Annotated in this window: 23 protein-coding genes, 1 tRNA gene and 1 pseudogene; 15 read left to right on the forward strand and 10 right to left on the reverse strand. The window is 72.1% G+C overall.

The window, feature by feature from the left end; all coding sequences use genetic code 11:
* Positions 1–1,061, reverse strand: a 1,061-nt coding sequence (locus tag ACTZWW_RS11675) for a hypothetical protein (RefSeq protein ID WP_444781130.1), incomplete at its 3' end; no start/stop codon positions are given.
* Positions 1,062–1,252: 191 nt separating this feature from the next.
* Between ACTZWW_RS11675 and ACTZWW_RS11680 the strand changes: the two genes are divergently transcribed.
* The 7 genes from ACTZWW_RS11680 (at position 1,253) to ACTZWW_RS11710 (ending at position 6,130) form a co-directional block, all read left to right on the forward strand.
* Positions 1,253–1,636: a TIGR02300 family protein gene (locus ACTZWW_RS11680; RefSeq protein WP_444781131.1), complete on the forward strand. Its 384-nt coding sequence runs from the start codon at positions 1,253–1,255 to the stop codon at positions 1,634–1,636.
* A 118-nt stretch (positions 1,637–1,754) separates the two neighbouring features.
* Positions 1,755–1,830: transfer RNA gene (locus tag ACTZWW_RS11685), tRNA-Ala, on the forward strand.
* 290 nt (positions 1,831–2,120) lie between these two features.
* Positions 2,121–2,873, forward strand: coding sequence for an ABC transporter ATP-binding protein (locus tag ACTZWW_RS11690; protein ID WP_444781132.1), 753 nt, complete (start codon positions 2,121–2,123; stop codon positions 2,871–2,873).
* Positions 2,870–3,634 (forward strand): ABC transporter permease, encoded by a 765-nt coding sequence (locus tag ACTZWW_RS11695; RefSeq protein WP_444781133.1) that lies wholly within the window; start codon positions 2,870–2,872, stop codon positions 3,632–3,634. Before ACTZWW_RS11690 ends, ACTZWW_RS11695 begins: the two co-directional genes overlap by 4 nt.
* Entirely contained in the window at positions 3,624–4,403 is a 780-nt protein-coding gene (locus tag ACTZWW_RS11700) for a nucleoside phosphorylase (protein ID WP_444781134.1), read from the forward strand. Before ACTZWW_RS11695 ends, ACTZWW_RS11700 begins: the two co-directional genes overlap by 11 nt.
* Positions 4,400–5,383 (forward strand): ABC transporter substrate-binding protein, encoded by a 984-nt coding sequence (locus ACTZWW_RS11705; protein ID WP_444781135.1) that lies wholly within the window; start codon positions 4,400–4,402, stop codon positions 5,381–5,383. The genes ACTZWW_RS11700 and ACTZWW_RS11705 overlap by 4 nt, the downstream gene beginning before the upstream one ends.
* A gap of 3 nt (positions 5,384–5,386) precedes the next feature.
* The gene (locus tag ACTZWW_RS11710; RefSeq protein WP_444781136.1) at positions 5,387–6,130 is read left to right on the forward strand and encodes an ABC transporter permease; all 744 of its coding nucleotides are present in this window, start codon (positions 5,387–5,389) and stop codon (positions 6,128–6,130) included.
* Positions 6,131–6,149: 19 nt separating this feature from the next.
* Here the strand turns inward: ACTZWW_RS11710 and ACTZWW_RS11715 are convergent, their stop codons facing one another.
* The 9 genes from ACTZWW_RS11715 to ACTZWW_RS11755 all read right to left on the reverse strand — a co-directional run bounded on the left by ACTZWW_RS11715 (position 6,150) and on the right by ACTZWW_RS11755 (position 15,988).
* The gene (locus ACTZWW_RS11715) at positions 6,150–7,589 is read right to left on the reverse strand and encodes an amidohydrolase family protein (RefSeq protein WP_444781137.1); all 1,440 of its coding nucleotides are present in this window, start codon (positions 7,587–7,589) and stop codon (positions 6,150–6,152) included.
* On the reverse strand, positions 7,586–9,076 hold the full coding sequence (locus tag ACTZWW_RS11720; RefSeq protein WP_444781138.1) for an ABC transporter substrate-binding protein: 1,491 nt from the start codon (positions 9,074–9,076) through the stop codon (positions 7,586–7,588). Before ACTZWW_RS11720 ends, ACTZWW_RS11715 begins: the two co-directional genes overlap by 4 nt.
* Complete coding sequence (locus tag ACTZWW_RS11725; RefSeq protein WP_444781139.1) at positions 9,073–10,149, reverse strand: ABC transporter ATP-binding protein; 1,077 nt, start codon at positions 10,147–10,149, stop codon at positions 9,073–9,075. Before ACTZWW_RS11725 ends, ACTZWW_RS11720 begins: the two co-directional genes overlap by 4 nt.
* Positions 10,146–11,162, reverse strand: a complete 1,017-nt coding sequence (locus ACTZWW_RS11730) for an ABC transporter ATP-binding protein (RefSeq protein WP_444781140.1) — start codon at positions 11,160–11,162, stop codon at positions 10,146–10,148. The genes ACTZWW_RS11725 and ACTZWW_RS11730 overlap by 4 nt, the downstream gene beginning before the upstream one ends.
* A gap of 8 nt (positions 11,163–11,170) precedes the next feature.
* On the reverse strand, positions 11,171–12,043 hold the full coding sequence (locus ACTZWW_RS11735) for an ABC transporter permease (RefSeq protein WP_444781141.1): 873 nt from the start codon (positions 12,041–12,043) through the stop codon (positions 11,171–11,173).
* Between the two features lie 13 nt (positions 12,044–12,056).
* A complete protein-coding gene (locus ACTZWW_RS11740) occupies positions 12,057–13,022 on the reverse strand; it encodes an ABC transporter permease (RefSeq protein WP_444781142.1) in 966 nt (321 codons plus the stop codon).
* Between the two features lie 73 nt (positions 13,023–13,095).
* Positions 13,096–14,661, reverse strand: a complete 1,566-nt coding sequence (locus ACTZWW_RS11745) for an ABC transporter substrate-binding protein (RefSeq protein WP_444781143.1) — start codon at positions 14,659–14,661, stop codon at positions 13,096–13,098.
* Between the two features lie 98 nt (positions 14,662–14,759).
* Entirely contained in the window at positions 14,760–15,173 is a 414-nt protein-coding gene (locus ACTZWW_RS11750) for a VOC family protein (RefSeq protein WP_444781144.1), read from the reverse strand.
* Positions 15,174–15,274: 101 nt separating this feature from the next.
* Positions 15,275–15,988, reverse strand: coding sequence for a GntR family transcriptional regulator (locus ACTZWW_RS11755; protein ID WP_444781145.1), 714 nt, complete (start codon positions 15,986–15,988; stop codon positions 15,275–15,277).
* A 123-nt stretch (positions 15,989–16,111) separates the two neighbouring features.
* Here ACTZWW_RS11755 and hydA point away from each other — a divergent pair, with 123 nt between their 5' ends.
* The 8 genes and pseudogenes from hydA (at position 16,112) to proB (ending at position 22,504) form a co-directional block, all read left to right on the forward strand.
* Positions 16,112–17,542: a dihydropyrimidinase gene (gene hydA / locus ACTZWW_RS11760; protein WP_444781146.1), complete on the forward strand. Its 1,431-nt coding sequence runs from the start codon at positions 16,112–16,114 to the stop codon at positions 17,540–17,542.
* Positions 17,543–17,742: 200 nt separating this feature from the next.
* Positions 17,743–18,181: pseudogene (gene rplU / locus ACTZWW_RS11765) on the forward strand (50S ribosomal protein L21); the annotation flags it as partial.
* Between the two features lie 87 nt (positions 18,182–18,268).
* Positions 18,269–18,535, forward strand: coding sequence for a 50S ribosomal protein L27 (rpmA, locus tag ACTZWW_RS11770; protein ID WP_372423860.1), 267 nt, complete (start codon positions 18,269–18,271; stop codon positions 18,533–18,535).
* 211 nt (positions 18,536–18,746) lie between these two features.
* Positions 18,747–19,475, forward strand: a complete 729-nt coding sequence (locus tag ACTZWW_RS11775) for a GNAT family N-acetyltransferase (protein WP_444781147.1) — start codon at positions 18,747–18,749, stop codon at positions 19,473–19,475.
* A 38-nt stretch (positions 19,476–19,513) separates the two neighbouring features.
* Positions 19,514–20,551 (forward strand): GTPase ObgE, encoded by a 1,038-nt coding sequence (gene obgE / locus ACTZWW_RS11780; protein WP_444781148.1) that lies wholly within the window; start codon positions 19,514–19,516, stop codon positions 20,549–20,551.
* An 83-nt stretch (positions 20,552–20,634) separates the two neighbouring features.
* Positions 20,635–20,928, forward strand: a complete 294-nt coding sequence (locus ACTZWW_RS11785) for a hypothetical protein (RefSeq protein ID WP_444781149.1) — start codon at positions 20,635–20,637, stop codon at positions 20,926–20,928.
* Complete coding sequence (locus tag ACTZWW_RS11790; protein ID WP_444781150.1) at positions 20,925–21,350, forward strand: type II toxin-antitoxin system VapC family toxin; 426 nt, start codon at positions 20,925–20,927, stop codon at positions 21,348–21,350. The genes ACTZWW_RS11785 and ACTZWW_RS11790 overlap by 4 nt, the downstream gene beginning before the upstream one ends.
* Positions 21,347–22,504, forward strand: coding sequence for a glutamate 5-kinase (gene proB, locus ACTZWW_RS11795; RefSeq protein WP_444781151.1), 1,158 nt, complete (start codon positions 21,347–21,349; stop codon positions 22,502–22,504). Before ACTZWW_RS11790 ends, proB begins: the two co-directional genes overlap by 4 nt.
* The last annotated feature ends 98 nt before the right edge of the window (positions 22,505–22,602 follow it).

Consider the following 22,602-nt stretch of genomic DNA (forward strand, 5'->3'; position numbering starts at 1 on the left):
GCGCAGGCCCCTGCGAGGCGGCTCTCGCCGGCGGAGGACGCCGCCGCGAGGGCGAGGGCGGGGAGGGTCGGGCCGAGCGCGGCGACCACGTCCGCCGCGAGCGCGCCTCCCGCGCCCGGCGCGCCCGCACGAACGCGCACCGCACGAAGGCCGGCCGGATCGTCCGCCTCCTCGGCGATGTCCGCCCCCAGGGCCCGCAACGCCGCGAGGAACGCGGCCGTCGGGCCGTCGGAGGCGAGGCCCTCCAGCACGACGTCGGAGCCGGGGACGACGAGCGCGGCGAGCACGAGCGCCGCCGCGCAGGCGGGGTCGGCCGGCAGGGCGAGCGACGCACCGACGAGCTCCGGCTGGCCCTCGAGCGCGAGGCTGCGCCCGTACGCTCCGTGCGGCGCGCTGCGAATGCACGCGCCGAGGCGCGTCATGAGGTCGGGGACCGAGCCGAGCTCGGCGGCGGAGGCGATCACGGTGACGCGCCCCGGCGCGTTCAGGCCGGCGAGGAGCACGGCCCGCGCGGCGGCGGTATCGCCCGCGGGGCTCTCGTGCACGAGCGGGATCGCCTCGCGCGCGCCGTGCACGCGGAGGCTCCCGCCGTCCTCGCCGAGGGTGAGGCGCGCGCCCATGGCGGCGAGCGCGCCGCGCAGGCCCGCACCTGAGGGATCGTCCGGCGCGCCGGGGCGCGGGCCGATCGTCACGTCGATCGGAGGGGAGGCGCAGGCGCCGAGGAGCGGGGCGAGCGCGGCGGCCTCGAGCGCGAGAGGCCGCGTCGGCTGGACGAGCCCGCCGACGCCGGGTCCAGCGACCGTCCAGCCGCCCTCGCCCGCGATCACGCGCGCGCCGAGGGCGCGGCATGCCTCGGCCGTCTGCCCGAACGCCTCGCCCGACGGCATGCCTGCGATCGTCGTCTCGCCGATGGCGAGCGCGCCGAGCACCAGCGCCGCGTGCGCGTCCTGCGGCGATCCGGGCGGGCGCGCGCGCCCGCGCAGCGCGCCGGGCGCTCGAACGGCGAGGGGGCCGCAGATCCCGGAGCGAGGCGGGCGATCTGAATCGGATCCGGAGGGCACGAAGGGGCTCGCTCACGAGGAACGTCGAGAATGGGCGGACGCCTAGCACGCGGGGCCGGCCGCGTCACGACCCGCCCCGCGCGCGACGCCGCCCCCGGCGGGAGCCGCTCGCGCATTCGCGCGTTGACAAGCGCCCCGCGAGGCGCTAGCCGCGCCTGTTCCAGAATTCCATGCACACGAAGGAACCACCCGTGGCCAGACCGGAACTCGGCACCAAGCGGACCTGCCCCGAGACCGGGCGCAAGTTCTACGACCTCGACCGCGACCCCGTCGTCTCCCCCTACACCGGCATCGCCTACCCGCGCTCGGCCTTCGAGGCCGTCGGCACGAAGGGCGGGCGCGTCGCGCCCGTGGTCGAGGCCGAGGAGGAAGAGGAGGAGGTCGTCGAGAAGGCGGACGTCGAGCTCGTCTCGCTCGAGGAGGCCGAAGGCGACGAGAAGAAGGCCGAGGGCGACGAGGACATCGACCTCGGCGACGACGAAGCCGACGACACCTTCCTCGCCGAGGAAGAGGAAGGAGACGACGACGTTTCCGACCTCATCGACAGCGATATCGAGGACGAAGAAGAGGGTTGACATCCCCTCCGGACCGTCTAAACAGGCGCTCCGTTGCGGGGAGGTCGGCATCGCCCTCCCCGCAATCGACCACCCCGCGGGACCCGTATTCCGGGACCCGAGCCCGCGGGACGACAGTGGGGCCATAGCTCAGTTGGGAGAGCGCTTGAATGGCATTCAAGAGGTCGGCGGTTCGATTCCGCCTGGCTCCACCAGTCTTCTGAGTTCCTCCCGTCATCGTTGATCCGCTGCGCGCCCTCGCGCGTGGCCAAGGCCCCGGAGCGCTGCTCCGCCGGGCCTCTTCGCATGCGTCCCGCCGCACCCCGCGTCCATCGCCGACGCTGCCCGCCGGACACCGACATTGCCCGAACTCGCATCGCGCTCTGCCGTCGAAACGAGCTTGACCTAACGGAACGTCCAGCCGAGTATCAAAATTGAGACGCGCTCGAAGGGCCGCACCCGCGGCGCCGGCGAGCCGTCGGTACGGCATGGAGCGGACGGCGACGTGATCGAGATCGAAGGCATCAGCAAGGTCTTCCGCCTGCGGGGCAAGTCGGTAGCCGCCCTCGAGCCGCTGACGCACGCGGTGCCGGACGGTCGCTTCGTCGCCGTCGTCGGCCCCTCCGGATGCGGCAAGTCCACGCTGCTGCGCCTGATCGCCGGCCTGGAGACGCCGACGTCGGGCACGATCCGCCTCGCCGCGGGCCCGGTGAAGCGCCCCGTCGGCTTCGTCTTCCAGGATGCGGTGCTGCTGCCGTGGAAGTCGGTCGAGGCCAACATTCGCTTCCCCCTCGACACGGCGGGCATGGAGCGCGCGCGCTCCGAGCCGATCGTGCGTGAGCTCGTCGAGCTCGTGGGCCTGCGCGGCTTCGAGCAGGCGCTGCCGCGACAGCTCTCCGGCGGCATGCGCCAGCGCGCGGCGATCGCGCGCGCGCTCGCCGACGACCCGCCGATCCTGCTCATGGACGAGCCGTTCTCCGCGGTCGACCTCCTCACCCGCGAGACCCTGAACGACGAGCTCCTGCGGATCTGGCAGCGCACCGGCAAGACCGTGATGCTCGTCACCCACTCCGTCGAGGAGGCCGCCTACCTCGCAGACGAGGTCATGGTGATGTCGGCCCGCCCCGGACGCCTTCAGCGGACCTACACGGTCGACCTGCCGCGCCCGCGCAGCGAGGAGACGAAGCTCGACCGGGCGTATCACGAGCTCGTCGCGGCGCTGCGCCGGGACCTGCGCGGCGGGGAGGCGGCCCGATGACCCGCGCGCGGCCGGTGCTGGAATACGGTGCGGCCTTCGCGGTGCTGCTCGTCGCCTGGTGGTACGCCAGCGGCCCCATGGGGATGCCGCCCTACCTGCTGCCCTCGCCGCAGGCGACCGCCCTCGCGCTCGTGCGGGAGGCGACCGACGGCGGCCTCGCCGGGCACCTCGCCTTCACGCTGCGCAGCATCGCGCTGGGGCTCGCCCTCGGCGCCCTGGCGGGCGTCGCCCTCGCCTATGCGCTCTATCGCGTGCCGCTCCTCTCGACGCTGCTGGACGGGCCGCTCGTCGTCCTCCAGAGCGCGCCGAAGATCGCGCTCGCGCCGCTCTTCGTCGTCTGGTTCGGCCTGGGGCTCGAGGCGAAGCTCGCGCTCGTCTTCTCGCTCGTCTTCTTTCCCGTGCTGATCGGCGCGCTGGCCGGCTTCCGCGCCATCGACCCACGCCTGCACGACCTCGCCGGCCTGCTGCGGCTCGGCGCCGCCCGGCGCTTCGCGGCGATCGACCTCCCGGCGGCGCTGCCGGGGATCTTCGTCGGGCTCAAGGTCGGCGGCGTGCAGGCGCTGGTGGGTGCGATCCTGGCCGAGTGGATCTCCGGCAACCAGGGCCTCGGCTTCCTGATGACCTTCGCCGCGGCGACCTACAAGGCGCCGCTGCTGTTCGGCGCGGTGCTGCTGACGGCGCTGCTCGGCGTCGCGCTGCATCTCGCGCTGGGGCTGGCCGAGCGCCGCCTGCTCGCCTGGAACGACGCCGATGCGCGCTAGCACCTCCGCCCTCATGCCCTGGCGCGGGGAGATGCCGCCGCACCTGCCGGCCCGTGCCGGCGACGTCGCGCCGGACGTGCTCGTGCCCGGCGACCCCGATCGCGTGCCGATGCTGGCCGCGCTCATGGAGGACGTCGTCGATCTCGGCCGGCGACGCGAGTTCGCGGTGGCGACGGGGACCTATCGCGGCCGGCGCCTGACCATCTGCTCGTCGGGCATCGGCGGGCCGTCCACCGAGATCGCCCTCGTCGAGCTCGCCATGCTCGGGGCGCGGCGGATCGTGCGGATCGGCGGCATGTCCGCGCTCGTGCCGGAGATCGCGCCGGGCGACTACCTGTGCGTGACCCGTGCCATGGGGGACGGCGGCGTGCCGACGCTCTACGGCGGCGCGGGCTCGGCCACGCCGGGGCTGCCGGAGGCGCTCGCCGCGGCGGCGGGGGAGCTCGGCCTCGTCGCCCACCGGGGGCCGGTCGCCTCGACGGACAGCTACTACCTGGGCCAAGGCCGGCCGATCCGCCGCGGCGAGGCGCCGCCCGAGCCCGAACGGCTGGATGCACTGCGCGCCGCCGGCGCGCTCGGCGTGGAGATGGAGGCGCACACCGTGCTCACGGTCTGCGCCCGGCTCGGCGTCGCCGCCGGCGTGCTGCTCGGCGTCCACGGCAACCGCGCCACCGACGCCTGGCTCGACGACTACCGAAGCACGCAGGAGAACCTGCTGCACATCGCCGGGCGCGCCCTGGCGACGACACCGAGAGGGGAACAACCATGAAGCATATGTCCGCAATCCTGGGCCTCGGGCTGCTGCTGGCGACGCCGGCGCTGGCGCAGGACGAGGTCCTGCTCCAGATCGACGGCGCCGCGGTGCCCTTCTACGCTCCGCTCTACGCGGGGGTCGAGAACGGCTTCTTCGCCGACGAGGGCATCGACGTGGAGTTCATCTACGCCGGCGCCTCCGATATCCTGACGAACATCGCAGCCGGCAATGTCCAGTTCGGCTTCCCGAACGGCGACGCGGTGATCGCGGCGGCGGCGAACGGCCTGCCCGTGCGCGTCGTCCACACCACCTACCAGCGCGGCATCGGGGCTCTCCTGGCCAAGGCGGAGACCGGCATCGACAGCTACGCCGACCTCGCCGGCAAGACCATCGCGGTGACGAGCTACGGCAGCCCGAACTACCTCCAGCTCCAGGTGGGCCTCGCCGAGGCCGGGCTCGGGCTCGACGACGTCCAGGTCGAGCTGATCGACACCGGCGCCATCGTCCAGGCCCTGCAGTCCGGCCAGGTCGACGCGATCGTCTTCTCCGAGCTGCGCAAGTACGTGCTCGAGGGCGCGGGCGTCGAGGTCGACATGATCCTGTCGAACGACTTCCTGCCGTCCTTCGGCAACGTGGTCGTGACGAGCGCGAGCCTGCTGGAGGAGAACCCGGACCTCGTGCGCCGCTTCACCAATGCGGTCACCCGGTCCTACGAGTGGACCATGGACGGCAACATCGAGGCCGCCCTCGACATCGCCATGGAGAAGTACACGCCGACCTGGGCCGAGCAGAAGCCCTCCCTGGTCACGGCGTTCGAGAACACGTTCGCCGCCTCGGTGTGGCGCAGCGCGCTCACCGACGAGCGCGGGCTCGGCGTCGCCGACATCGCCGCCTGGCAGGCCAACGCCGACATCCTCGCCCAGTACGACGTCATCGACGAGGCCCCCGACGCGAGCACGTTCGTCGTCGAGGACCCCGCCGCGATCGGGAACTGAGCCGTGCTGATCCGCGGCCTGGCGGGCCTCGCCGCCATCCTGCTGGCCTGGCTGGCCGCGGTGCATCTCTTCGGGGTGCCGGACTACCTGCTTCCGGCACCCCTCGCCGTCGCGCGGCGCATGGTGTTCCTCCACGAGAACGCCCGCCTCCTCGACCACGTTGCCGTGACGCTGGGCCAGCTCGCCTGGGGCTACCTGCTCGGGCTCGTCCTGGGGATCGCGGCCGCGATCGCCTTCGCGCGCGCGCCGATCGTGGAGCGGCTGTCGATGCCGCTCGTGCTGCTGCTGCAGACCGCGCCGAAGATCGCGATCGCGCCGCTCCTGCTGCTCTGGCTCGGGCTGGGGCCGGCGCCGAAGATCGTGCTCGTGGCGATCGTCACGTTCTTTCCCATCATGACGGGCGTGCTCTCGGGCCTGCGGTTCCTGCCGGGCTCCTACCGGGACCTGGCGCGCGTGCTGCGGCTCTCGCCGTGGCAGCGCTTCGTCCACATCGAGCTGCCGGCGACTCTGCCGACGCTGCTGGCGGGCATGACGGTGGCGAGCACGCTGGCCGTCACCGCCGTCGTCATCGGGGAGCTGATGGGGGCGAACCGGGGGATCGGCTACCTCCTCGCCGCGGGCCAGGAGAGCGCCGACACGGCCACCGTGATCGGCATGGTGCTGCTCCTGTCCTTCATCGGCTGGGCGCTCTACGAGCTCTTCGAGCTGGTGCGGCGGCGCACCGAGGAGCGCTTCGGCCGGGTCTGAGCGCCGCGCGCTCGGCCGTTCACCCCCGCGTGCGGCCCCATCCCGGCGGGACGTCGAGCGCGTCGGCGGCGCCGATGCGCGCGATCATCAGCTCCGCCTGCCGCTCCGCCTCGAGCGCGATGGCGAGCGGGTCGACCCGGGTCGGGCGCCCGGCCTCCAGCAGGATCTCGCCGTCGACCATCACCGTTTCGACGTCGTTGCCGTTGGCGAAGGCGACGACGCGGTGGACGGGCATGTTGGCCGGCGCCAGATGCGCGCGCCGGCCGTCCACGAGGATCGCGTCCGCGCGCTTGCCGGGCTCGAGCGAGCCGATCTCGTCGGCGAGGCCGAGCGTGGTCGCCGCATCGATGGTCGCCATCTCCAGCGCCTTGCCGACCGGCAGCACGGAGGCGTCGCGGTAGTGCCGGCGATGGTAGTGCATCGCCTGCTGCATGTGCCGGAACATGTCCCCCGACCGGTCCGGCGCGGTGGCGTCCGAGCCGAGCGCCACGACGACGCCGGCCTCCATCAGCTCGATGGCCGGGCAGCGGCCCTTGATCGAGGCGACCGCCGACGGGTTGTGGGCGATGCGCGTGCCGGTCTCGGCACAGAGCGCGATCTCGTCCTCGTGGAGGTCGATCGCATGGGACAGCAGCGCGTCCGGCCCGAGCAGGCCGAGCGCGTGGGCCCGGCGCACGGAGCCGCGCCAATGACCGTCCTGGGTGAACAGCACGCCGGTCGCGCGCGAGAGCGCCCGCACGGCGCGCGCCTGGCGCACGGCCTCGGCGTAGTCGCCGGGCGCCATGCCCGCCTCGTGCTCGTCGCGCAGCACCGGGTAGACGAGCGCGATCCGTATGCGTCCACCTGCCGAGCCGTGCAGGCGCGCGATCAAGGTATCGCAGGTGCGCATCTGCCGGTCGAAGTCGACCGGATAGCGCGTGCTCTCGCCCTCCTCGCCGAGCGTGGCGTAGGTCCAGGGATGGGGCGCACGGGTCGGCCCCACCGCGACGATCGCGCGGGTGCCGACCTCGGCGACGCCGCGGGCGTGCGCCTCGCCGTAGACGGGGTCGTCCGTGCGCATCACCGTGTCGCCGCCGCCGAGCAGCGAGACCCCGCAGGTGACGCCGAAGCGCAGCCGCTCCAGCGCCGCGAGCCGCGCCTCCGCGTGCCAGAACTCCGGCGTCGAGCCCGTCGTGTAGACCTCCCCGCAGATCGCCTCCCAGCGGTCGCCGTCGGTCATGCCCATGGACTTGATCAGCCCGTGGCCCGCATGGGCGTGGACGTCGATCAGGCCCGGCATCAGGATCTTGCCGCGACCGTCGACGATGCGCGCGACGGAATGGGCCGCCTCGACCTCCTCGCGCGGGCCGACCGCGACGATGCGCCCACCGCTCACCGCCATGGCGCCGTCGACGATCACGCGCCGAGCGGCGTCCATGGTGACGATGGTGGCGCCGGTGACGAGGATGTCTTCCATCATTGCGCTCTCCCAGGGCTCCATTCCGTGCCTCGGCGCAGCGGCGGCAGGCGCGCCACGTCGAGCACGGTGTCGACGGGCAGGGCGAAGTCGGGGTGATCGCCCGAAATCCCGGTCGCCTTGAGTGGATTGTAGAGGCACAGCCAGGCGGGGTCGTCCTGCAGCAGGGCATAGGCCCCCGCGTAGAGCGCAGACCTCGCGTCGGCGTCGACGGTGACGCGCCCGCGATCGATCAGCGCCTCCACCTCGGCGTTTCGGTAGCCCTGCCACCACGAGCCGCGCACCCGCGCGTCGAGCTTCTCGACGAGGACGCGGTAGGTCGACATCGGGCTCGAGTCGAAGACGCACAGGTCGCGGATCTCCTTGCGCCGCACCATGTGGGCGTAGGCCTCGCGGTCCGGATGGAGGTGGACGTCGAGGCTCACGCCGATCGAAGCCAGCTGGCGGCCGAGCGCCGCCGTCAGCCGCTCCGCCTCGTCGGGAAGCCGGGTCGGGCAATCGAGGCCGAGCGTCAGCCCGCCGGCGAAGCCGGCCTCGGCGAGGAGCGCGCGGGCCGCCTGCGGATCCCGCTCGCGGGCGGGGGCATCGCCGGCGCCGAAATGGAGCGGGCTGACGAAGCCGTGGAGCGGGCGCGCGGCGCCGGGCACCACCTCGGCGATGAGCGCGTCGCGATCCAGCGCGAGCGCGAGCGCGCGCCGCACGCGGGCGTCGGCGAGGGGACCGCGAGCGGCGTTGAGCAGGTAGATGATGGCGACGGGGGCGAGCGAGACGACCCGCGTCGCGCCGTGCTCGGCGAGGTCCGCGCTCGCGGCGACGTCGAGATTGGTCGCGACCCGCGCCGCGCCGTCGCGCACCATGGCGAGGCGCTTCGACCGGTCCGGCTCGCGCACGAAGCGAATGCGGGCGTTCGCCGGCTCGCCGGCGAAGTGACCCGGCACGCGCGCCATCGACGCGTGATCGTCCGAGACTTCGACCAGGCGATAGGGACCGGTGCCGCAGGGCCGGCGCGTGTCGCCCGCATCGTAGGCCGGCAGCGCGGAGGGCGCGACGACGTAGCCCTGGACGAGCACGTCGAGCAGGTCCGCCATCGGCGCGCCGAGGCGGATCACCAGGGTCCCGGCGTCCGGCGCCTCGACGCGCGCGTCGCCCAGGTACTGCCGCCAGACGGCAGGCGCGCCGAGCGTATAGCCCTTGTCCTCGCGCGCCATGCGCTCGAGCGAGAGCCGCACCGCCCCGGCGTCGCAGGGCGTGCCGTCGTGGAAGGCGACGCCCTCGCGCAGGCGGAAGGTCCAGGTGCGGGCGTCGTCCGACACCGCCCACGAGACGGCGAGGCGCGGGGCGTACCCCTTGCCGTCGCGCCGCACCAGCGTGTCGTAGAGCGCCTCGTAGAGCGAGAGCTCGTCGGCGGCGTCCGTGCAATCGTGCGGGTCGGCGAGCGGCAGGCGGGCCTGCACGACGACGACGTCCGCGTTCCTCGCGTCCTGGTTCACGGGCGGTCCCTTTCCGGCTCGTCGATGAGGTGGCAGGCGGCGCTCTGGCCGCCGCCGACGTCCTGGAGACGCGGGCGCTCGGCGGCGCAGCGGTCGAAGGCGAAGGGGCAGCGCGTGCGGAAGCAGCAGCCCGACGGCAGCGCGAGCGCGCTCGGCACCTCTCCCTCGAGCTCCATCTCGACCGCCCGGTCGGCGGGGTCGATGGTCGGCGCCGCCGACAGCAGCGCGCGCGTGTAGGGATGGCGCGGCGCCGAGAACAGCCGATCGCGCGGGGCGGTCTCGACGAGGAAGCCGAGATACATCACGCCGATGCGGTCGGCGATGTGGTTCACCACCGAGAGGTCGTGGCTGATGAACAGGTAGGCGAGGCCGTACTCGTCGCGCAGGTCCATCATCAGGTTGAGGATCTGCGCCTGGATCGAGACGTCGAGCGCCGAGACCGGCTCGTCCGCGATGATCAGCCCAGGGTTGACCGACAGCGCCCGGGCGATGCCGATGCGCTGGCGCTGGCCGCCGGAGAACTGGTGCGGGTAGCGCCCGGCGTGCTCCGCGTTCAGCCCGACGCGCGCGAGCAGCGCGATCGCCGCCTCCCGCGCCCTCGCCTTCGCCTGTGGCTCGCCGCGCCGCTCGAGCTGCTCGCGCAGCGGCTCGGCGACGATGTCGCGGACCTTCTGGCGCGGGTTGAGCGAGGCGAAGGGGTCCTGGAAGATCATCTGCATCTTCGCGCGCACCGGCAGCATCTCACGATGCCCGTAGGCGCCGATCTCCTCGCCGTCGATGCGGATGCGCCCGCCGCTCGGCGTGTAGATGCGCGCGATCGACTTCGCCACGGTGGACTTTCCGCAGCCGGACTCGCCGACGAGTGCCAGCACCTCGCCCTTGGCGATGGAGAAGCTCACGCCGTTGACCGCGTGGACGACGCTGTCGACGAGGCGCGGGCGCCCGCCCTCGAAGGTGAGCCGGTCGATGATCCCGGAGCGCAGGGTGAAGCGCTGCTCGAGGTTCTCCACCTCGAGCATGGGGGCGGCGGAAGCGGCCGGCATGGGAGACGCGGTCACGGGGGAGGCCGTCATGCGCGCTCTCCACCGGTCATGGCGATCTCCTCGACGATGGGGAAGTGGCAGGCGGCCTGGAGCGCACCGCGGGTCGCGGCGAGTTCCGGCGAGACCTCGGCGCAGCGCGCCTGCGCGCGCGGGCAGCGCGGGCGAAAGCTGCAGCCGGAGGGGAGGTTGCGGATGTCGGGCACCGCGCCGGGGATCTGCGCGAGCCGCGGCTTGCGGTCCTTCGGGTTGGGGATCGAGTCGACGAGGCCGCGGGTGTAGGGGTGCGAGGGGTTGGCGATCACCTCCCGCGCCGGGCCGGTCTCGACCACGCGCCCGCAATAGAGCACCACGATCTTGTCGACCATCTCGGAGACCACCGCGAGGTCGTGGGTGACGAGGATCATCGCCGCCCCGGTCTCGGCTATGCGCTTTCGCATCAGCTTGAGGATCTGCGACTGGATCGTGACGTCGAGCGCCGTCGTCGGCTCGTCCGCCACGATCAGGCGCGGCGAAGCCAGGAGCGCGATGGCGATGACGACGCGCTGGCGCATGCCGCCGGAGAACTGGTGCGGATAGGCCTCGAGCCGCTCGGCGGCGCGCGAGATGCCGACGCTCTCCAGCATGGCGACGCAGCGCGCCTTGCGCGCGGCCTCGTCGAGATCGGTGTGGAGGCGCAGCATCTCGTCCATCTGCGCGCCGACCGTCATGACCGGGTTGAGCGAGGTCATCGGGTCCTGGAAGATCAACGCGATCTCCCGGCCCCGGATGCGGCGCAGCCGCTCCTCGGAGGCCGTCGCGATGTCCTCGCCGTCGAGGCGGATCTCGCCGCCCTCGATCCGCCCCGGTGGGTCGATGAGGCCGAGCAGCGAGAAGCCGACGACGGACTTGCCGCCGCCCGATTCGCCGACGAGCCCCATCACCTCGCCGGGCGCCAGCGTGAAGCTGACCCCGTCGACGGCCTTCACCGTGCCGGAGAAGGTGTGGAAATACGTGCGCAGGTCGCGGACGTCGAGGAGCGGCGCGGTGGCCGTCTGATGGTCCATCTCGCGGCTCATTTCAGGCGGGGGTTCAGCTCGTCCCGCAGGAAGTCGCCGAACAGGTTGATGCCGAAGACCATCGCCATGATCATCAGGCCGGGGAACACGGAGGTCCACCAAAGGCCCGAGAACAGGACGTCGAAGCCGTTCTTGATGAGCAGCCCCAGCGAGGGCTGCGTGATCGGCACGCCGACGCCGAGGAAGGAGAGCGAGGCCTCGATGAGGATGAAGGTGCCCACCTGCACCGTGGCGATGACGATGAGAGGCGTGAGCACGTTGGGCAGCACGTGGCGGCGGATGATCTTGCCGTCGCGAAGCCCCGCGACGCGGGCCGCCTGCACGTATTCCTTCTGGATCTCGCCCAGCGTCGAGCCGCGCACGGTGCGCGCGTAGACGACCCAGCCCACCAGGGTCAGCGCGATCAGCACCTTGTCGATGCCCGTGCCGAAGGCGCTCATCAGAAACAGCGCGATCAGCATCGAGGGAAACGACAGCTGGATGTCGGCGATGCGCATGATGAACGCGTCGAGCCGCCCGCCGTAGAAGCCCGCGAGCAGCCCCAGCGTCGTTCCGATCGTGCAGGCCATCAGCATCGCCGCGATGCCGATCAGCGCCGAGACGCGGGTGCCGTAGAGGATCGAGGAGAGCACGTCGCGGCCCTGCCCGTCGGTGCCGAGCAGGAAGCGCGGGTCCCCGCCCTCGATCCAGGCCGGCGGCTTGTAGCTGTCGAGCAGGTTGAGCTGGGTCAGGTCGTAGGGGTTCTGCGGCGACACGAGCGGGCCGAAGAGCACGATCAGGACGCATACGAGGATGATCGCGCTGCCGACGATGGCCGAGACGTTGCGGCGCCAGTTGTAGAAGAATTGCGAGGCGAGGAGCTGGTTCATCGTCGCGCTCCGCTCACTTCACGGTGATGCGCGGGTCGATCGCGGTGTAGACGAGATCGACGACGAGATTGATGACGACGAAGATCAGTGCCACCAGCATCAGGTAGACGACGATCACCGGCCGGTCGGCACGGTAGATCGAGTCGACGAGGAGCTTGCCCATGCCCGGCCAGGCGAAGATCGTCTCGGTGATGGTCGCGAAGGCGATGAGGTCGCCGATCTGCAGGCCGAAGATGGTCACGACCGGGATCAGCGCGTTGCGCAGCCCGTGGCCGTAGAGCACGTCCTTGCGCGAGGCACCCTTGGCGCGGGCGAACTTGATGTAGTCCTGGCGCATCACCTCCATCATGCCCGCCCTCGTCATGCGCAGGATGATGGCGAGCGTGCCGAGCGAGAGCGTCACCGAGGGCAGGATCACGTGGGTCCATCCGTCCCAGGTCAGCAGCGAGGTCTCGATGCCCAGCACCTCCACCGTGTCCCCACGTCCGGACGAGGGGAGAAGGCGCCATTCCACGGCGAACAGGAAGATCAGCATCATGCCGACCCAGAAGCCCGGCAGCGAGATGCCCACGAGCGAGCCCGACATGATGAGACGGCTCAGCGGCTTGCCCGGGTTCGCGCCGGCATAGACGCCGAGCGGGATCGCGACGACGGCGGCGATCAGCATGGCCACGAGAACCAGCTCCAGCGTCGCCGGCAGGCGCTCGAGGATCAGGTCCATCGCCGGCTGGCGGAAGACGTAGGAGCGGCCGAAATCGCCCTGCACGAGGTTCTGCAGGAAGACGAGGTACTGCTCCGGCATCGACCGGTCGAGGCCGAGGATGCGCCGCGCCTGCTCGATCTCGGCGTCGGTCGAATCGATCGGGATCACCATGAAGACGGGATCGCCGGTGAAGCTCATCATCAGGAAGACGATGACGGACACCGCCCACAGGACGATGCCCATCTGGACGAGCCGCTTGATCGCATAGGCCAGCATCGCGGTTCCTCGGCGCCTGGAACGGCGCGCGGCGCCGGGTCGACCCGGCGCCGCGCGGTGACGAACGGGAGGATCAGTCCTGCACGTCCATCTCGTAGGCCCACAGGAACTTGTCCGTGCGCGGCTCGAAGACGACGCCGTCGCGCGCCGCGTAGATGTCCTGCTCGTAGTGGACGGGGATCATCGGGATGTCCTCGAGCAGGATCTTCGTCGCCTCCTGCAGGTGCGCGTCACGCTCCTCCATGCGGGGCGTCGAATCGGCGAGATCGACGAGCCGGTCCACCTCGGGGTTCGAGTAGGAGCCGCGGTTGACCTGGCCGTAGCCCTCCTTGACGCCGCGGGTGTAGAACATCACCGCGTACATCGAGCCGGCGTCGCCCGAGGGCACGTCCCAGCCGGACATGATGAAGCTCGACTGCTCGGACGGGACGCGGATGTAGCCGAAGAAGTTCGCCCGCGGCATCAGGTTGAGCTCGAGATCGATGCCGATCTGGGAGAGCATGGAGGCGAGCGCCTGGGCGATCTGCGCGTCGTTGACGTAGCGATTGTTGGTGGCGTCGAGCGTCATCTCGAAGCCGTCGGCCCAGCCGGCCTCGGCCATCAGCTCACGGGCTCGCGCGACGTCGAAAGGATACATCTCGCGGAAGCTCGCGCCGTCGACGTAGCCCACGTGGGTGGAAGGCACGTACTGTTCGGAGGGCGTCGAGAGGCCGTTCATGACGACCTTGGAGAGCGTGTCGACGTCGATCGCCCGGGCGATCGCCTCGCGCACGCGCCGGTCCTGCATCGGGTTCGTGTCGAGCGGGATCGTGGGGGACGTCTCGCGCATGTCGAGCGCCAGCACGAGGTTGAGCAGGCTCGGGCGGGTGATGACCTCGAAGCCGTCCTCGCGGCGCACGCGCTCGACGTCGCGCACCGAGAGATCCTGCACGATGTCGAGCTCGCCGGTCAGGAGCGCGGCGGTGCGCGTCGCGGGATTCGTGATCGGGCGGAACACGACGCGGTCGATCTCCGGGGCGCCGGCCCAGTAGTCCTCGTTCGCCTCGAGGACGAGCCGATCCTCCTTCACCCACTCGGCGAGCTGGTAGGGGCCGGTGCCGACGGGCTGGAGGTCGACCTGCTCCTCGCCGACGCTGGCGACGTGCTCGCGGTTGAGGATGAGGATCGCAGCGAGGTCGTTCGGCAGCGCCGCGTAGGGCTGGAAGGTCTTGATCTCGACCGTGTGGTCGTCGATCGCCGAGAAGCTCTCGATGTTCTTGGCGAGGTTCGCCATCAGCGAGGCCTTGAGGCGCTCGAGCGTGAAGACGACGTCGTCGGCGGTGAAGGGCTCGCCGTTGTGGAAGGCGACGTCGTCGCGAAGCCGGAAGCGCCAGGTCGTATCGTCGACGAGTTCCCACGACTCGGCGAGGCCCGGGCCGAACTCGAGGTTCGCGTCGCGCCGGATCAGCGGGTCGTAGATGTGGTAGAACATGATGTTCGACGACAGCTCCTCGCCCGCCTGCGGGTCGAGGTGCACGGCGTCCGCCGTGAGGCCGACGGTGAGGGTCTTCGTCTCGTCCTGCGCCAGCGCGGGCACGGCGAGGACGGCGGCGAGGGCGGCGCCGGCGAGGAGATGCCGGAGGGGCGTGCGGGCATGCATGGTGATGAGGTCCTCTCTGGGTCTTGCCGAGGGGTGTTTCCCACCCTCTCCATGTGAAATTGCGAGCGGCCCCTCGGCGAAGGAGCCGGGCTCGAGGCTCAGGCGAGCGCGCTCTGCACCTCGATCTGGTAGCCTTCCGGGTCGTCGAAGACGAAGGCGCGGATGCCGAGCGACGCCGAGTCCTTCGCGGCGGTCAGGCCGGCGACGCCCTTCGCCGCGGCCCACGCGTGCCAGGCGTCGACGTCGGGCACGCGAATGCACACCTGCACCGGCTTCGTGTCCGCCGCGCGGTGCATTCCCCGGGTCTCGTCGACGAGGCCGACATGGGCCGACCCCGCCATGCGGTAGATCTTCGACCAGCCCTGATCGATGGCCAGGGTGAAGCCCATCACGTCCTCGTAGAAGGCGATCGCGCGCGGCAGGTCGCGATAATAGAGGAAGGTGATCGCCAGCTCGGCCGGTGCGGGCGGGCGCGCCGGCGCGGAACCGTCTCTGGTCGCTTCGTCCGTCATGCGTCGCGCTCTCCGATGATCTGACGTATGGGGATGGTATACACGGTGTGTGCGCTGTCAACGATCCGCTTCGGGCACGCTGGCGCTTTTTCGGGCAGCTCTCAGAACAGGCGCGACAGGTGGCCGAGGATGCCGGCGCGCACGTTCTCCAGATGGGTCCGCATGGCCGCCTCGGCCCGCTCCGGATCGCGGGCGAGGATGGCGTCGAGGATGGCGATGTGCTCGTGGCACCCGGGCTCGAAGCGTTCGGGGATCGAGCCCTTGTCGTACATCCGGGTCTTGAGCTTGAGCCCGAGGATCATGTCGTGCAGCAGCGTCGAGCCCGACGCGCGGGCGATGCCGCCGTGCAGGTCCTCGTCGAGGCGCATGTGGGTCGCGGGGTCGGGGCGCGTCGGGCCGAGGAAGCGCTCGACCCGCGCGCGCATCTCCAGGAAGGGCTCGGGCGAGATCACCACGGTCGCCACCTGGCGCGCCGCCTCGCATTCGAGCAGCCGGCGCACGTGCAGGATCTCCATGATCTCGGTGATCGAGACCGTGCTCACGGTGGGCGCGTTGCCGGCGACCCGCGAGACCAGCCCCTCGGACGAGAGCCGGGCGATCGCCTCGCGCACCGGCGTGCGCGAGACGCCGAGCCGCTCGGCCAGCGGCTTCTCCTGCAGGCGCGTGCCGGCCGGCAGCTCGCCCGAAAGGATCATGGCCCGCAGCCGCTCGTGGGTCGCGTCGCCGAGCTTCGGGCTCGGCTCCCCGACGCCTTGCCCGATCCCCTGCGCGGGACCTCGCCCGCCACTCCGCCCGGTCGTCTGATCTTGGCGCATGACGCCGGTCCTCCCCGCGCGTTCCGCACGCCGCGAGCGTCGTGGTTCGCGCCCGCTTGTCACCAGTGTATACACGCCGTATCCTGATGCAAGCGAGACGAGGCCGGCTAAGGGGAGCACGGGATGCACGACGTCGTGATCAGGGGGGGCCTCGTCGCCACCGGCGGGGGCAGCGTCCGGGCCGATCTCGCGATCCGCGACGGCAGGGTCGCCGCGCTCGGCGCCCATCTCGGCCCGGCCCGGCGCGAGATCGACGCCACGGGCAGGCTCGTGCTGCCGGGCGGCGTCGATTCCCACTGCCACATCGAGCAGCTCTCCGGCGCCGGCCTCATGAACGCCGACACGTTCGAGACCGCGACCCGCTCCGCGCTGATGGGCGGCACGACGACGACGATCTCGTTCGCCGCCCAGCACCCGGGCATGCGCCTCGCGACCGTCGTCGCCGACTACGAGGCGCTCGCCGCGCGCGGTGCCATGACGGACCACGCCTTCCACATGATCGTCTCGGACGTCTCGGGCCAGAACCTCTCGATCGACCTGCCGGCGTTGATGGCGGCGGGGCACCGCTCGATCAAGCTCTTCACCGTCTACGACAAGGTGCGCGTCGGCGACGCCGAGATCCTCGACGTGCTCTGGACGGCGCGGGAGAGCGGCGGGATCGTCTGCGTGCACGCGGAGAACGACGGGCTCATCCGCTGGATGGTGCGCCGCCTCGTCGAGAGCGGGCGCGTCGCGCCGCACCACCACCCGATCTCGCACCCGCGCGCGGCCGAGATCGAGGCGCTCTCGCGCATGTGCCGCTTCGCGGAGTTCACCGGCCAGCCGGTGATGCTCTTCCACGTCTCCTGCGCCGAGGGCGTGGCGGTCGTGCGCGAGGCGCGCGGGCGCGGCGCGCCGGTCGTGGCGGAGACCTGCCCGCACTACCTCTTCATGACCGCCGCCGACTTCTCGAACCCGCCCGTCGAGCCCGCCGGCCTGATGTGCTCGCCGCCCCAGCGCGAGAGCGCGGACCAGGACGCGCTCTGGGCCGGGCTCGCGCGGGGCGACCTCGACCTCGTCTCGTCCGACCACGCGCCCTACCGGCTCGACGCGAGCGGCAAGTACGCGCACGGCCGCGACGCCCCCTTCACCCGCGTGGCGAACGGGATGCCCGGCCTCGAGACGCGCCTGCCGCTCCTCTTCGACGCCATGGTGACGAAGGGGCGGCTCGGCCTCGACCGGTTCGTGACGCTCACGGCCACCGCGCCCGCCGACGTCTTCGGGCTGACGGCCAAGGGCCGGCTGCTGCCGGGCTGCGACGCCGACGTGGCGATCTGGGATCCGTCCGCGACCCGCACCTTCGGGGCGGACGACCTCCACGACGGCACGGGCTACGACCCGTATGCCGGGCGCACGGTGACCGGCTGGCCGGTGACCGTGCTGCGCCGGGGCGAGGTCGTCGTCGAGGACGGCGCGCTCTGCGCCGTGCCGGGAAGCGGCCGGCGCATCCCCATGGCGGTCTCCCCCGCCATGCGCCCGCAGGCGGATCCGCCCGCTGGGCGCCTCGACCCGTGACGACGGCGAAGCGCGAGAAAGGCGCCCGCCGGGGCCTCTTCCGGCGCTTCTTTCGTTGACAACCGCGCCGTTTGCGACTACCTCGCTCGCTTCCCGCGGCGCGTTCGCGCGCGGGTATGCCGGATGCTGCAAAGAAGCCGGTCCCGTCGGTCGCCTCGCGCGACCGCGCGGAGAACCGGATCGAACACGAGGAGACAACGATGTTCGCAGTGATCAAGACCGGCGGCAAGCAGTACCGCGTTGCCGCGTCGGACGTGATTACGATCGAGAGGCTCTCCGCCGAGCCGGGCCAGACCGTCGAGCTCGACGTGCTGATGGTGGGCGAGGGCGAAAACGTCGAGGTCGGCGCGCCGACCGTGGCGGGCGCATCGGTGAAGGCCGAGGTGGTCGCGCTCACGCGCGGACGCAAGGTCATCGCCTTCAAGAAGCGTCGCCGCCAGAACTCGAAGCGCAAGCGCGGCCACCGCCAGGACCTGATGTCGGTGCGCATCGTCGAGATCTCGGCCAACGGCAAGTCCGCCAAGGCGGACGCCGCGCCGAAGAAGGCGGCGAAGCCGAAGGTCGAGAAGACCGAGGCGGCCGAGGGCGACGCGGCCGCCGAGGCCTGAGCGCGGCGCGAGCCGAGCGCGATCGGGAGACCGGTCGCGCGAGAGAACGGAATTCTTCGCGGTCCGCGCGGCGCTTCGCCCCGGGTCGCAGAGCGAGAGACGAGACGGGAGTAGACCCATGGCTCACAAGAAGGCTGGCGGTTCGTCGCGCAACGGTCGCGACTCCGAAGGTCGGCGCCTCGGCGTCAAGAAATTCGGCAACGAGGCCGTCGTCGCCGGCAACATCATCGTGCGCCAGCGCGGCACGCGGGTGAATCCCGGCGTGAACGTCGGCTGCGGCAAGGACCATACGCTCTTCGCCCTCACGGATGGGCGCGTGCAGTTCGGCAAGCGAGCCGGCAAGTCCTTCGTATCCGTGATTCCCGCCCAAGAGGCGGCCGAGTAAGCGGCGAGAGCGAGCGTTGACCCCGAAGCTCCCGCCGGTCCCACCAGACCCCAGCGAGAGCTTCGAGAGACACGCCATACCCGCAACACGCGGGAACGGCTCTCGGGGAGACCGACGAGGGGAGGTGGGGCGCCACCTCCCCTTCGTCGTTTCTCTCACGGCGCGGACGCCCTTCCGAGCGGGGGCCGGCGCCAGGATCCGGAGCCGAGACATGTTCCCCGAGCTGACCCGCGACGACGTCTTCCGGCTGGAGACCCGGCGGCTGTGGCTGCGCTGGCCGCGCCACGCCGACGCCCAGGCCATCGCGACCCTCGCCGGTGCGCGGGAGGTCGCCGAGATGACGGCGCGCATCCCCCACCCCTATCCTCCGGACGAGGCCGCCGCCTTCGTCCTGGCGGCGCGCCGCGCCGCGATGGAGGGCGAGAGCCTGCGCCTCGCCATCGCGCCCAAGGCGCAGCCGACGCGGCTCGTCGGCATGATCGGCATCGAGCCGAACGCCGCCGGCGAGGCCGAGATCGGCTACTGGCTCGGCCGCCCGGCCTGGGGCCAGGGCTTCGCCACCGAGGCGGCGCGGGCGATGATCGACGCCTTCTTCGCCTTCACCGAGGGCGCGGCGCTCGCCGCCTCCGTGCGCGTCGGGAACCCGGCGTCGCGGCGCGTGCTGGAGAAGTCCGGCTTCGTCTTCGAGGGGCCGGGCTTCCGGACCTCGGCCTTGCGTGGGAGCTTCCCCGTCGACACGTTCCGCCTCACGCGGCGGGACTGGGCGAGCCTGAAGGCCTGGAGCCGCGACGGCTGGGCCCCGCCGCGTCCGCGCACGCCCGAGCTCCTCCTCGTCGAGGGCGAGGGGGATGCCGAGGCGACGGACGGGGCTCGACGGCAGGCCTCCGGCTCCGCCGCCTCCACGGCGGCGGGCCGCCCCCTCTTCCTCGCGGCGGAGTGATCCGCCGCGAGGGTCACCATCACCAGGACGCACGCCCGATGAAGTTCCTCGACCAGGCCAAGATCTACGTGAAGGCGGGCGACGGCGGCGCCGGCGCCGTCTCCTTCCGACGCGAGAAGTTCATCGAGTTCGGCGGGCCCGACGGCGGCGACGGCGGGCGCGGCGGCGACGTCTGGGCGCACTGCGTCGAGGGGCTCAACACGCTCATCGACTACCGCTACCAGCAGCACTTCAAGGCGCAGAAGGGCGTGCACGGCATGGGCCGCAACCGCACCGGCGCCTCGGGCGAGGACGTGATCCTGAAGGTGCCCGTCGGCACGCAGATCCTCGACGAGGACGGCGAGACCGTGCTCGCGGACCTCGTCGAGGTCGGCCAGCGCGTGCTGCTCTGCCGCGGCGGCAACGGCGGCTTCGGCAACGCGCACTTCACCACCTCCACGAACCGCGCCCCGCGCCGGGCCAATCCCGGGCTCGAGGGCGAGGAGCGCTGGATCTGGCTGCGCCTCAAGCTCATCGCCGACGCCGGCCTCGTCGGCCTGCCCAACGCCGGCAAGTCGACCTTCCTCGCCGCCACGACCGCGGCGAAGCCGAAGATCGCGGACTACCCGTTCACCACGCTGCATCCGGGGCTCGGCGTCGTGCGCGTCGACGAGCGCGAGTTCGTGCTCGCCGACATTCCCGGCCTGATCGAGGGCGCCCACGAGGGCGCGGGCATCGGCGACCGCTTCCTCGGCCACGTCGAGCGCTGCCGCGTGCTGCTCCACCTCGTCGAGGGCACGAGCGAGCACGCCGGCCGGGCCTACAGGACCGTGCGCGGCGAGCTCGAGGCCTACGGCCACGGGCTCGCGGAGAAGCCCGAGATCGTGGCGCTGTCCAAGGCCGACGCCCTCGACCCGGAAACGCTGAAGACGCAGAAGGAGCGCCTGCGCCGCGCCTGCGGACGCACGCCGCTGGTGCTCTCGGCGGTCTCCGGCACGGGCGTCGAGACGGCGCTGCGGCTGATCCTCGCCGAGGTGGCGGAGCTGGCGCAGGAGGAGCGGGAGCAGGCGGCGCCCGCGACGGAATGGCGGCCGTGATCCGTCGATGACGCGGGCAGTACCGTCACGTCTTGACGCCCAGGTTGCAGGTGCGTGTCTCGGCACCGTGAACGGAGGGGGCGATGGGCAAGGAGCTGCACGTCAGCGACGAGACGTTCGAGCTGGCGCGGCGGATCGCCGAGGGCGCCGATCGGTCCGTCGACGCGGTCCTCGCCGACGCGCTCCGCAGGGTCGTGCCCGATCGGCGCGCAGCGGAGGAACCACCGCGGCGAGACGCACGGATGCCCACGCCCGAGGCGATCGCGGCTCGGCGCGCAGCGCTTCGCGCGCTGCAGGCGGAGATCGCGCGCATGAAGCCCCCCGGCACGACGTCGGACCACTCGGACATGTACGACGAGAGCGGGCTGCCGCGGTGAGCGAGGCGTCCTCGCGGGTGATCGTGGACACATCCGTTCTCGTCGCCGTCGCATTCGGGGAGGAGGACAGCGCCACCTTCGAGGCACTCATCTCGGCGGCGGGCTGCCGCATCGGGGCGCCGAGCCTCGTCGAGGCTCACAACGTCCTGGTCGGAAAGCTCGGGGAGGCGCAAGGCGTCGCGGCGCTGGAGACGCTTCGCGCCGTGCTCGACATCGAGGTCGTCGCCTTCGACGAGGAGCACGCCGACCTCGCCGCCGACGCCTTCCGCCGCTTCGGCAAGGGGCGGGACCACCCGGCGCGGCTGAACTTCGGCGACTGCCTCGCCTACGCGATCGCGCGACGCGCCGCCGCGCCGCTCCTGTACAAGGGCGGCGATTTCGGGCACACCGACCTGGCCTTCGCGCCAGGATCCGCCCCGTGACCGCCGCCGCCGCAAGCCACGCTCCCACGCAGCCCCCCGCCCTCGCCTCCTTCCGCCGCATCGTGGTCAAGGTCGGCTCGGCTCTCCTCGTCGACCGCGCCCGCGGGCGGCTGAACGCCGCCTGGCTCGCGGCACTGGCGGAGGACATCGCGGAGCTGCACGCGCGGGGAGCGGACGTGCTCGTCGTGTCCTCTGGCGCCATCGCCATGGGCCGCTCCGTGCTGGCGCTGCCCGCCGGGCCGCTGCGGCTCGAGGAGAGCCAGGCCGCGGCCGCCGTCGGGCAGATCGCGCTCGCCCGCGTCTGGGCCGAGGTGCTCGCGCACCACGGCATTACCGCCGGGCAGATCCTGGTGACGCTCGGCGACACCGAGGAGCGCCGGCGCTACCTCAACGCGCGCGCCACCTTGAAGAAGCTCCTCGAGATGCGCGCCGTCCCCGTCGTCAACGAGAACGACACGGTGGCGACCACCGAGATCCGCTACGGCGACAACGACCGCCTCGCCGCCCGCGTCGCGTCCATGATCGGCGCGGACCTTCTGGTGCTGTTCTCGGACGTCGACGGCCTCTACACCGCGCCCCCGGCGAGCGACCCGAGCGCGGCGCACATCCCCGTCGTCGCCCGGATCACGCCGGAGATCGAGGCGATGGCCGGCGGGGCGGCCTCCGAGCTCTCGCGCGGGGGCATGCGCACCAAGATCGAGGCGGCGAAGATCGCCACCGCGTCGGGCGCCGCCATGCTGATCGCACACGGCGGGCCGAAGAACCCGTTGCGGGCGGTCGCCGCGGGCGCGCGCTGCACCTGGTTCTCGCCGCAATCCTCCCCCGAGCGGGCGCGCAAGACCTGGATCGCCGGCGCGCTCGAGCCGCGCGGCACGCTCGTGGTCGACGCCGGCGCGGCAAAGGCGCTCCGCGCCGGGGCGAGCCTCCTCCCGGCGGGCGTGAAGCGCGTCGAGGGCGGCTTCGCGCGCGGCGACGCGGTGTGCGTGCGCGACGAGGCGGGGCGGGAGATCGCGCGCGGCCTCGTCGCCTACGACCGCGACGACGCCGGGCGCATCGCCGGGCGCCGCACCGGCGAGATCGAGGCGATCCTGGGCTTCCGCGGCCGCGACGCGATGATCCACCGGGACGACCTCGCCCTCGTCGGGGAGGGCTGATCGGCGCTTTCGCCCATTTGCCACCCCGCGCCACGCTTGACCCGAGGGCCCCCGGCGCGCCAGATCGTGCGCGTGGCGCCACGGACGCGCATCCCGAG

The organism is Salinarimonas sp. NSM (assembly GCF_052380005.1).
Taxonomy (GTDB): domain Bacteria; phylum Pseudomonadota; class Alphaproteobacteria; order Rhizobiales; family Beijerinckiaceae; genus Salinarimonas.

Coding starts and splice junctions, on each gene's coding strand:
- ACTZWW_RS11730 (WP_444781140.1), bottom strand. CDS start 11,162: ATGGACCATCAGACGGCCACCGCGCCGCTCCTCGACGTCCGCGACCTG.
- ACTZWW_RS11695 (WP_444781133.1), top strand. CDS start 2,870: ATGACCCGCGCGCGGCCGGTGCTGGAATACGGTGCGGCCTTCGCGGTG.
- ACTZWW_RS11715 (WP_444781137.1), bottom strand. CDS start 7,589: ATGATGGAAGACATCCTCGTCACCGGCGCCACCATCGTCACCATGGAC.
- ACTZWW_RS11755 (WP_444781145.1), bottom strand. CDS start 15,988: ATGCGCCAAGATCAGACGACCGGGCGGAGTGGCGGGCGAGGTCCCGCG.
- ACTZWW_RS11740 (WP_444781142.1), bottom strand. CDS start 13,022: ATGCTGGCCTATGCGATCAAGCGGCTCGTCCAGATGGGCATCGTCCTG.
- ACTZWW_RS11705 (WP_444781135.1), top strand. CDS start 4,400: ATGAAGCATATGTCCGCAATCCTGGGCCTCGGGCTGCTGCTGGCGACG.
- hydA (WP_444781146.1), top strand. CDS start 16,112: ATGCACGACGTCGTGATCAGGGGGGGCCTCGTCGCCACCGGCGGGGGC.
- ACTZWW_RS11785 (WP_444781149.1), top strand. CDS start 20,635: ATGGGCAAGGAGCTGCACGTCAGCGACGAGACGTTCGAGCTGGCGCGG.
- ACTZWW_RS11750 (WP_444781144.1), bottom strand. CDS start 15,173: ATGACGGACGAAGCGACCAGAGACGGTTCCGCGCCGGCGCGCCCGCCC.
- ACTZWW_RS11775 (WP_444781147.1), top strand. CDS start 18,747: ATGTTCCCCGAGCTGACCCGCGACGACGTCTTCCGGCTGGAGACCCGG.
- ACTZWW_RS11700 (WP_444781134.1), top strand. CDS start 3,624: ATGCGCGCTAGCACCTCCGCCCTCATGCCCTGGCGCGGGGAGATGCCG.
- ACTZWW_RS11735 (WP_444781141.1), bottom strand. CDS start 12,043: ATGAACCAGCTCCTCGCCTCGCAATTCTTCTACAACTGGCGCCGCAAC.
- ACTZWW_RS11745 (WP_444781143.1), bottom strand. CDS start 14,661: ATGCATGCCCGCACGCCCCTCCGGCATCTCCTCGCCGGCGCCGCCCTC.
- obgE (WP_444781148.1), top strand. CDS start 19,514: ATGAAGTTCCTCGACCAGGCCAAGATCTACGTGAAGGCGGGCGACGGC.
- ACTZWW_RS11725 (WP_444781139.1), bottom strand. CDS start 10,149: ATGACGGCCTCCCCCGTGACCGCGTCTCCCATGCCGGCCGCTTCCGCC.
- rpmA (WP_372423860.1), top strand. CDS start 18,269: ATGGCTCACAAGAAGGCTGGCGGTTCGTCGCGCAACGGTCGCGACTCC.